At 43.5% G+C, this 706-nt stretch carries 1 protein-coding gene and 1 pseudogene; one reads left to right on the top strand and one right to left on the bottom strand.

Going from position 1 to position 706, the window contains the following annotated elements:
- A partial coding sequence (locus AB4154_RS22255; RefSeq protein WP_372124139.1) for a DJ-1/PfpI family protein occupies positions 1–432 on the bottom strand: 432 nt, incomplete at its 3' end.
- Between the two features lie 114 nt (positions 433–546).
- On the opposite strand from AB4154_RS22255, the pseudogene AB4154_RS22250 reads away from it, so the two are divergent.
- Positions 547–706, top strand: a pseudogene (locus AB4154_RS22250) (MBL fold metallo-hydrolase); the annotation flags it as partial.

Below are 706 nucleotides of genomic sequence, written 5' to 3'. Positions count from 1 at the left end.
CACCTTAGGAAATTGCTGCTGAAATTGTTCGGAAAACGCCCAATGGCTTGTGGCACGTTTTCCATCGAGAACGCCAGCACATGCAAGTACATAAGACCCGAGGCAGAGTCCTACTAGTAGCTTACCTTTCCCATGATGCTCTATTAGCGCCTCTATAAGTCGCTCACTTGGCTCTGGCAGGTCATTTGGCCAGCTTGGAACAATCACAATATCCGCCTCTTTAATAGCGCTCAAATCTCTATCGATCACCACACCAAATCCAGAGCTTGTTTCAAACTGCAAGCTGTTTTCGCAACAGATCCTCAAGTCAAACCGAACCGGCTGACCGAAAAAGATATCTTGAAACACCAGACAAGGCACAGAGAGATGAAAAGCACTGATGCCTTCAAAGGCTACCATCGTAATTTTAATTAGCTCGGTTGATTTGTTCACAAGTGTCTCGATTTGCGCGAATGTTGACTTTCAAGACAGTATCACAAGAAACTAGAAAGAAGCATACTAAATCTCATAGAGAACATGGCTTGTTAGTGAGTTTAGAGAGGCATTATGAAGATCCACCACCTACGTAGCGCAACATTTATTATTGAATCTGGCGAAAAATTTATCCTTATTGATCCTATGTTGGGGAAAAAAGGCTCTATGCCTCCGTTTTCAGTCATTAAGGCTAAGGCCGCGAAAAATCCAACCGTTGAGATGCCAAGTAATG

The organism is Vibrio sp. 10N.286.51.B11, from assembly GCF_041469245.1.
Classification (GTDB): Bacteria; Pseudomonadota; Gammaproteobacteria; order Enterobacterales; family Vibrionaceae; genus Vibrio; species Vibrio crassostreae_C.
This window is presented reverse-complemented; position numbering and strand designations above follow the sequence as displayed.